Source organism: Streptomyces sp. NPDC004752 (assembly GCF_053601275.1).
In genome coordinates this window covers 1-8,748 of sequence record NZ_JBSGBN010000226.1, presented here as the reverse complement: position 1 = coordinate 8,748, position 8,748 = coordinate 1, and the positions used below count along the sequence as shown (strand labels likewise).

Annotated in this window: 4 protein-coding genes and 2 pseudogenes; 3 read left to right on the top strand and 3 right to left on the bottom strand. The window is 73.0% G+C overall.

Annotated elements, in window-relative coordinates; genetic code table 11:
- A pseudogene (locus ACWEKM_RS44875) lies at window positions 1-392 on the bottom strand (toxin-antitoxin system, toxin component family protein); the annotation flags it as partial.
- 254 nt (window positions 393-646) lie between these two features.
- On the opposite strand from ACWEKM_RS44875, the gene ACWEKM_RS44870 reads away from it, so the two are divergent.
- Together ACWEKM_RS44870 and ACWEKM_RS44865 are read left to right on the top strand one after the other, a co-directional pair.
- Entirely contained in the window at window positions 647-982 is a 336-nt protein-coding gene (locus ACWEKM_RS44870; protein WP_451627082.1) for a trypco2 family protein, read from the top strand.
- Between the two features lie 70 nt (window positions 983-1,052).
- Window positions 1,053-4,364, top strand: coding sequence for a tetratricopeptide repeat protein (locus tag ACWEKM_RS44865; protein ID WP_451627081.1), 3,312 nt, complete (start codon window positions 1,053-1,055; stop codon window positions 4,362-4,364).
- A gap of 71 nt (window positions 4,365-4,435) precedes the next feature.
- On the opposite strand, the gene ACWEKM_RS44860 is transcribed toward ACWEKM_RS44865, so the two are convergent.
- On the bottom strand, window positions 4,436-7,435 hold the full coding sequence (locus ACWEKM_RS44860; protein WP_451627080.1) for a beta-galactosidase: 3,000 nt from the start codon (window positions 7,433-7,435) through the stop codon (window positions 4,436-4,438).
- Window positions 7,436-7,508: 73 nt separating this feature from the next.
- Here ACWEKM_RS44860 and ACWEKM_RS44855 point away from each other — a divergent pair, with 73 nt between their 5' ends.
- Window positions 7,509-7,967 (top strand): RrF2 family transcriptional regulator, encoded by a 459-nt coding sequence (locus tag ACWEKM_RS44855; RefSeq protein ID WP_451627079.1) that lies wholly within the window; start codon window positions 7,509-7,511, stop codon window positions 7,965-7,967.
- 93 nt (window positions 7,968-8,060) lie between these two features.
- Here ACWEKM_RS44855 and ACWEKM_RS44850 read toward each other — a convergent pair.
- Window positions 8,061-8,684 (bottom strand): annotated as a pseudogene (locus ACWEKM_RS44850) (histidinol-phosphate aminotransferase family protein); the annotation flags it as partial.
- Between the last annotated feature and the right edge of the window lie 64 nt (window positions 8,685-8,748).

The window sequence follows — 8,748 nt, the reverse complement described above, 5'->3', positions numbered from 1 at the left end:
CGGGCCGCCTGCGCGCCGGGCAGCCGGTGGTGCCGGTGCCCGGCGTGCATATGCCACAACTCATGGCCGAGAATGACCAGTTGCTGCACCGCTTCGGCGCGCTCCTCGACGATGACCAGGTCGAAGTCGGCGAACTCCACCCATAGACCGGTGACTTCGATCTCGTCGGGGAACCGCTCGAAGCGCAGCTCGACGGGCCGGCCGCCGCGCCGTGCACTCATCTCCTCGCACAGCGCCCGGCACAACTCGCCTACATCGGACGGTGGATGGGGCCTGGCGCGCACCGCGCGGGCCAGACCGGCGGCGAGCGTGCGCTGGACCGAGCCGGGCCGCAGGCTTCGCAGCCTCGTGGCGATCCGGGCCGCCCGCCGCCGCGCGCCCGCGATGTCCATCGCCTCCCCCTTCGCACCGCCGGACGGCGGCTCGTCCGACAGTACGCGCCTGGATGTGTTCGCGTCAGGTGATCGGACGAGCGTGGTTCAACCTGGAACGATCAGGAAGTGGCCCCGCCCGCCACAACGACACGGGCGGTCGGAGCGGCTTTCCGGGGTTTCTTCGGCGGGGATGTCGAAGGCGGCCCGGCTTGGGACGCACGCAGGTAAATTCCCGTAGTCCAGGTGACCTTGTTCGTACAGAGGGGGTTGTGGTGAGCGATGCCGACGGTTCGGATCCGGAGGGGTTGGACCTGGCTGATGCGATCACATTGCTGCGCAAGCAGATCACGGAGGCGCAGGCGCGGGTCGCGGGTGTGGGCGGTAGCGGCGGACAGGATCAGGGGGTGCTGTTCTCGCTGGGGGAGATCACGGTGGAGTTGGGCATGGAGTTGACCCGCGCCCGCGGGATGGACGGCGGTCTGCGGTTCGGCGTCGTCTCCCTGGGCGGCAAGAAGGAGAGCGCGCGCAAGGCGACCCACACGGTCACCGTGCAACTCAAGCCGCACCGGCCGGGCGGCGGCGACATCGACGTCAGCGACGAGGAGTAACGCCCCGGTCTGGGCGGTGCATCACACGTCAAGGGGATGACGGGCGACCGTTGTGGAGTTCGACCGCCGGGTGCGGATACATGTACGCAGGCCGGGCACAGACAAGCGGGGGTTCGGTTCGGGCTATCTGATCGCGCCCCGTCTGGTGCTGACGGCCGCTCATGTGCTGGACGGCACGTCCGGGTCGGACCGGGACGCGGTGACCGTGTCCCGGCCCCACGCCGGTGAGCGGGAGTTTCCCGCGACCGTGCGCTGGCGGCGCAAGGACGCGGTGGCGGATGCCGCGTTGGTCGAGGTCGACGAGGGTCACGACTGGCGGACTCCCGAGTCGCTCACCGATCTGCTCACCCGGCCGCCCCAGCGGTTCGGACGCCTCATCGCGCACCGTGCGCACCCGGTGACGCTTGTCGGCTTCCCCCGCATGCAGAAGACCCCCGAGGGGCACCGCCTGGACGAACAGCTCGCCGGACGGATCCTGCCCGGCACCGGCTCCCTCGCCGGCCGCTACGAGATCTCCAGCACCGACCCCACAGTTGCCGCCGACGCGCCCGCGGGCGCGGCCGGCAGCCGTTGGTCGGGGGTGTCGGGGGCTGCCGTCCTCAGCGACGACGCCTACGGCGGTGAGCTGTTGTGCGGGGTGGTCCGCCGCGACTGGCAGGCCGACGGCGGCACACGTCTGACCGCCACGCCCGCCGCCCACCTCCTCGCCGACGAGGACTTCCGCGCCCTGATCACCCGGCACACCGGGTGGGAACCCGTCCTGGAACCGGCGGAAACAGTCGGCCTGTTCACCCCCGCCGCACCTGAACGCGACCTCGACTCACCGGCCGCGCTGTTGCGTGCCGACGCGGAAGCCGTCACCTTCCACGGCCGCGACGGCGAACTGGCCGACCTGAGCGCCTGGTGCGAGAACGACCCGGCCACCGTGGCGGTACGGGTGCTGACCGGACCCGGCGGCCAGGGCAAGACCCGGCTGGCCCGCCGCCTCACCGACACCTTCAGCCGCCAGGGCTGGGCCACCGGACATCTGCGCCCCGACCTCACCGACCACGACGCCGCCCCCGACCTCTCCCCTCTCACCACCGCCCTGCCCCTGCTCCTCGTCGTCGACTACGCCGAGACCCGCCCCCGCCTGCTGCGCCGCCTGATCACCCACCTGCACCGCTCCCGGCACCGCGTCCGGATCCTGCTGCCGGCCCGCTCCGACGGAGCGTGGCGCACCGACCCGCTCAGCGCCGCCCCCGCCGTCCGGAGCCTGCTCACCGCGGCACCGGTCACCGAACTCGCCCCGCTCATTCCCCGCAGCCGCCCCACCGAGGACCGCGTCCACGCGTACGCCGGCGCGGCCCGCGACCTGGCCCGTCTGCTGCCGCACGTCCCCACGGTGCCCGCGCACGACTGGACAGCCCTCGCCGGCACCCTGCGGCCCCCCGACGACCTCGGCGATCCCCGCTACGACAACGCCCTCACCTTGCAACTGTCCGCCCTGGTCGCCCTGTTGCAAGACGGGCCGGCTCCCACCCGCACTCCGCCCGGCACCCCACCGGAAGAGATCCTCCTGCAACACGAAGGGCGCTTCTGGGAGGACAGCGCCGACGCCCCCGCCTTCAGACTCAACCTGTCCACCCGCATCCTGGGCGCAGCGGTCGCCGTCGCCGCGCTGTGCGGAGCCACCACCGAACAGGACGCCCACCGCGTCATCCGCGAACTCCCCGAGCTGCCGCCCGACAAGGCTCAGTCGACCGCGGCGTGGCTGGTCACGCTGTACCCAGCCGACCCCGACCGCTACTGGGGCTCCCTGCAACCCGACCGCATCGCCGAATACCACGCCTCCCTGGCGCTCAGCCGCGGCTGGATACCGCTGTCGGCCCTGCTGGCTGCGGCCGAGGCCGGGCAGCAGGCCCAGATCATCACCGTCCTGGCCCGCGCCGCCCTCGCCCACTACAACACCGACCGCACCGACGACAGCGAACGCGTCCTGCACACGCTGGACACGGCCCTGGACACCACCCCCCTCCGCTACGGGGCCGCCCAGGCCGCCTCGACCGCGCTCCCCTACCCCTCCCGCATCACCGCCGCCCTCGCCCTGCGCCTCTCCTCTTCCCTGGTCCGGGCCGACCGGCAACGGGCGCAGGACGACCCGGCCGCCTACGAGCCCGACCTCGCCCGCTCGCTCTCCGATCTCGGCCTCCGACTGGCGGATGTGGGACGCCGGGACGAGGCCCTTGCCGTCACCGAAGAGGCGGCGCGGATCTGCCGTCGGCTCGCGGCGGGCAACCCGGCCGCGTACGAGTCCGACCAAGCTCGTGCGCTGTCCAACCTCAGCCTCCATCTGGCGGGCGAGGGGCGCCGGGAGGAGGCCGTTACCGGCACTGAAGAGGCGGTGCGGATCTACCGTCGGCTCGTGGCCGACGACCCCGCAGCCTACGAGCCCGACCTCGCCCGCTCGCTGTCCAACCTCGGCCTCTGGCTGGCGGCGGTGGGGCGCCGGGAGGAGGCCCTTACCGCCTCTGAGGGGGCGGTGCGGGCCTATCGTCGGCTTGCGGTGGGGAGTCCGGCCGGGTACGAGTCCGACCTTGCCCGTGCCCTGTCCAACCTCGGCCTCTGGCTGGCGGAGGTGGAGCGTCGGGGTGAGGCCCTTGCTGTCACCGATGAGGCGGTGCGGATCTATCGTCGGTTTGCCGCCGACAACCGGGCCGCCTACGAGCCCGATCTCGCCCGCGCGCTGTCCAACCTCGGTGCCCGGTTGGCGGACGCGCGGCGCCAGGAGGAGGCCCTTACCGCTTCCGAGGAGGCGGTGCGGATCTACCGTCGGCTCGCGGTCGGCAACCCGGCCGCCTACGAGCCCGATCTCGCCCGTTGCCTGTCCAACCTGGGCCTCTTTCTGGCGACGGCGGGGCGTCGGGGCGAGGCCCTCACCCTCGCTGAAGAGGCGGTGCGGATTCGGCGTCGGCTCGTGGCGGGCAACCCGGCCGCGTACGAGCCCGACCTTGCCCGTTCCCTGTCCAACCTCGGTCTCTGGCTGGCGGGCGCGGGGCGCCGGGAGGAGGCCGTTACCGGCACTGAAGAGGCGGTGCGGATCTACCGTCGGCTCGCGGTCGGCAACCCGGCCGCCTACGAGCCCGACCTCGCCCGCTCGCTGACGGTCGCCGCCATGCTCCTGGCGGGCGAGGGGGATCTTTCCAAGGCGCTGCACATGACCGGGGAAGCGGTGGAGCTCTACCGCAGTCACGTCGGCGCGGTGCCCTCCGCGCTCCCGCAACTCAACCTTGTGCTGAATTTGCAGGCGCAGTTGCTCGATGATCTCGGGCGAGGGCAGGAGGCGGAGCAGGTCCGCCGCTGGCTCGAAGGGAATTCATCCTCGAGCGGTCCTCATGATTGACCAGTTGCCGGTGTCCTGGAACCCCGGAACGTGATCCGCTGTCCCGGAACGTGATCCGGCTCGCCTGAGCCTCAGCGGCCCGGGGCGGCCACCTGTGTCACCGGCACCCCACCGGAGGCACTGCCGAGCAGCGTCAGCCGCGCCTCGCCCGGCCCCGACTCCGTGGTGCCGTCGGACAGCACGGCCAGCGCCAGGGTGTTGGTGCCACGGGTGTTCAGGATGCCGTTCGGCAGCACGAACGTGTGCTGCGGGCCCACGTCGTTGATGTACTGGCCCATGTTCCAGCCGTTCAGGAAGATCTGTACCCGGTAGGCGCGGGCCGGGTCGTCGTCCAGGACCAGCCCGACCGAGGCGTCGATGCCGCCGGGCACCGTCAGCCGGAACGTGGTCCGGTACCAGGCAACTCCCTGCTCCCGGCCGCCGTACGGCAGATCGACGGGCTGCCAGCCGCCGTCCGCGAACCCCGGCAGATGCCAGCCCGCCCGCTCCCCGTACAGCCCGCCGTTGTTCATCGGTCCGCGCACCGGATCGGGCGCGAGCGCACCCTGGATGCGCCACCGTACCTTCGGCGCGGCCCCCGCGAAGGCGGCCCCGGTCAGCCCGCGCGCCGCCTTGTGCGTGTCCTTCGCCTTGCCGTCCTGGTCGTGCTGCATGCGCCGGACCAGCACGGACAGCACGTGCCCGGCGGGCGCCGCCAGCTTCCGGCGGAGCCGCTCGCGGCGTTCCGGGGGCAGCGCGGACAGGGCGAGCACCGCCGTGTCCGTCCACGTCCCCTTGCCGACCGTTCCGTCGTCCGGCACCGGCATCCGGTGCACCCCCAGCGGTTCACCGTCCAGCCAGGCCATGAGCATCCCCTGGGTGCCGGTGCTGTAGCCGAGGGACACCGACTCCAGCCCGGCCGTGTCGGTGAGGTGCCCCCGGTACCAGACGTCGCCGTAGTGGAAGCCGTAGTCGTCGGCGAACAGGACCGGCCGGCCCTCGGGCACCGGCGTGCTGCTGTGCGACGTCCGCTGGTCGGCCACCCGCCACGCCGAGTCGTCGAACCCCGGCGCGGACTCGGGGTTCTCCGCCTTCCGGCGCCAGCCGCCCAGCCGGGGCAGCGTGACGGCCGGCACCCCCGGCAGCAGCGTCTTTGCCGTCAGGCTGCCGGACATCGTGACGCGCATGGTCACCGGGCGCCCGTTCCACTCCACGGCGTCGATCCCGCGCGGCCCCCACACCTCCAGGCCGGTCTCCTCGATCGTGTCGCCGGTCAGCCGCACCGTGGCGTCGTCCAGGACGGCCTCGCGCAGCAGCGCCGGGCCGTACACCAGCACCGTCCCGGACGGGGTGTCGTACGGCCACAGCCGCACGGCGGTCTCCTCGTCGGCGAACAGGAGCAGCAGCGGCGTCTCGCTCTCGCCGTGCTCGACCAGCACCCGGGTGAGCCCGCCCTCGCCGAGCGGCACGGACACATGCAGGGCGCCCCGCTCGTACACCCAGGCGGCCTCCGGGTCCAGCCGGTTGACGAGGGGCTCGCTCGGGCAGTCCAGCACGAGGTGGGCCATCTCGCCGCGCGGGCCGCTGAACAGCGCGATGTCCTGGCGGCCGGCGGTGAGCCGGAACACGGGCTGGGCGGTGCAGTACCGCAAGGTCCGTCGGCCGAGGGACAGTCCGGTGGTCAGCAGCCGGGCGTCCCGGGCCGGGACCGTGACCTCCAGGCCGCCCGCGGCGGTCGGCAGCGTCGAGGTGACCTCCTCGGTGCCGTCGTTGCGCACCACGTACACATGGGACCCGGTGTCCGGGTTGGTGAGGTGGTAGACCTTCAGGCCCTTTGCCGTCACGTCCGCCGCCCGCTCCAGCTTGGCGAAGTCCGGCACCCGTTGCAGGAGATGGCCCAGCTGGTGCATCGGGGCGATCTTGGAGGTGACGTTGCGGGCCTCGTCGACGGCCGCCCCGTAGTCGTACGACGTGTAGACGACCGGCGCGGGCAGCCAGCCCCAGGAGGTGCCGCCGAACGTCATATAGACGTTGTGCAGGGTCAGGCCGTTGGCCAGATGGGTGAGGTGGAAGCGGCGTTCGTAGGCCGCGTCCCGGGTCCGCCGCGCCTCGTCGTACCCCTTGCCGTCGAAGGAGGCCCCGCCCCATGAATCGAACCAGCCACCGCCGAACTCCGCCACAAAACCCGGCGTGCGCGGGCTCGCACCGGCGCCCCCCGTCGGCCCGCCGGTGCCGAAGCGCCCCCAGTCCGGCGGGGTCCGGGACGGCGCGGGGTACCCGTCGAAGCCGTACAGCCAGCCGCCGTTGTCCCCGCCGGTGTCGAACGACCCCGGGACCCAATGGCCGCTCGGCCCCTTGTCGTTGTGGAAGAGCGGTACGTCGATGCCGTCCGCCCGCACCTTCCGGTACAGGTGGGACATGTACACGCGCCCGGTCGGCCGGTCCGCGTGCGCGTCGTACTCGTTCTCGATCTGGTACAGCAGGATCGTGCCGCCGCCGTCGGTGAACTGGTGCCTGCGCGCGATCCGGTTCACCGCCGTGAGCCACTCGTCGACGTGCGCCAGATAGGTGGGATCGGCGGTCCGTGCGGTCCCCTCGGTGACCGTGAGCCAGCCGGGGAAGCCGCCGCCGTCGACCTCGGCGTTGATGTACGGGCCGGGGCGCAGGATGACATACAGCCCGGTCTCGGCGGCCGTGCGCAGGAACAGGTCCAGATCGCGGACGCCGCTGAAGTCATGGCGTCCGGGGCCGGCCGAGTGGTAGTTCCAGGCGACGTGGACGCTGACCGCGTTGTAGCCGTGCGCCCGCATCTTCTGCAGGATGTCGCGCCACAGGGACGGGCTCGGCAGCCGGAAGGGGTGCATCTCGCCGGACCACACCACGAGTCGCCTGCCGTCCACGAGCAGGGAGTGGTGGTCGTAGCCGATGGTGTGCGGGCGCCGGTCGGCGCTCGGCGGGGCCGGTGCGGGGCCGGTCGGCACACTGCGCGCCGCGTACGCCGAAGGCGCCCCCGGGCCGCCGCTGCCGCCCAGGGCGAAGCCGAGCGCGGCGGAGCCCGCGAGGGCACTGAAGGTACGTCTGCTGAGCGCCAAGGGGTCCCTCCCGGGCGATCTTACGGGGCGCGGTCCGGCCATTCTCCATGGCGGTACGCCCCACAATGGACCCATGAGGATCTCGGCACGGGCGGACTATGCGGTACGGGCGGTGCTGGAGTTGGCCGTACGGCAGGGTAACGGCCCGGTGAAGGCAGAGGAAATCGCCGCTGTGCAGGACATCCCCCACAAGTTTCTGGAGGGCATCCTGGGCGATCTGCGGCGCGCCGGGATCGTGGCCAGCCGACGGGGCGGGGGCGGCGGATACCGGCTGGCCCGGCCGGCGACGGAGATCACCGTCGCGGATGTCATCCGGGCCGTGGACGGCCCGATCGTCTCGGTACGGGGAGAACGCCCGTCGAGCCTCACCTACACGGGCACCGCCGAGCCCCTGCTACCCCTGTGGATCGCGCTGCGCGCGAACGTCCGCAAGATCCTGGAGGGCGTCACCCTGGCCGACCTCGCCGCGGCCCGCCTCCCACCCCCGGTAAGCCTCCTGGCAGCCGACCCGGCGGCCTGGGAGAACCCGTGACCTGTCAGCGAGCTGTGCGCCCCGTCCGGATTGCTTCACGCGCGGCGGGCAAGCAGACCGTTGCCAGGTTACGGGGCATGCTCGGCTTGGGGGTTATCCCGTCTGGCCCATGCCCGCCGCGCTGGGCCAACTCTGGGCGTTGGGCCAGCCGGTGGCCGGGGCCGTGGTCAGGGGCGGGGTGGGGGGCGGGGTCGTCATACCGCGGACCTGTGCCGCGGTCAGGCCCCCGCGCGCCGGGACCCCCGGCGGGGTCGGGCCGGTCGCGAAGGCGGCCGGGGCGGGCACCGGCACCGGCACCGGCACGGGCGCGGGCGCGGGCGCGGGGATCGGGACCGGGACCGGGACAGGTGCGGGGACGGGCGTGGGGGCCGGGACAGGCGCGGGGACGGAGAAAGGTGTGGGGACGGGGGTGGGCGTTGGCTGTTGGGGGGCCATCGGGGGTGGTGCCATGGGCGGTACCGGGACGGGCACGGGCTGCTGTGGCACCGCCTGGGCCGCCGTCGGCATCGGCATTCCGCCGTCGGCCGGCAGCCCGGCGGCGGGGAGCGGCATGCCGGTGCCGACGGCAGGGGCGGCGGCCGGACCCGGGGCGGCGCCGAGCGCCTGGGCGGCAAGCGCGGGCAGTCCGGCCCCGTTGGTCTCGCTCACCAGCCGGTCCACCGCCGCCGTGGCCCCGCTGTAGCGGGTCCCCCAGGCCCGCGCGGGGCCCGCGGCGCCCCCAGATCGGAAGAGCCCAAGTCAGAACTCCACTCACGCCACAAAAAAAATGGGGTGGGGGAGT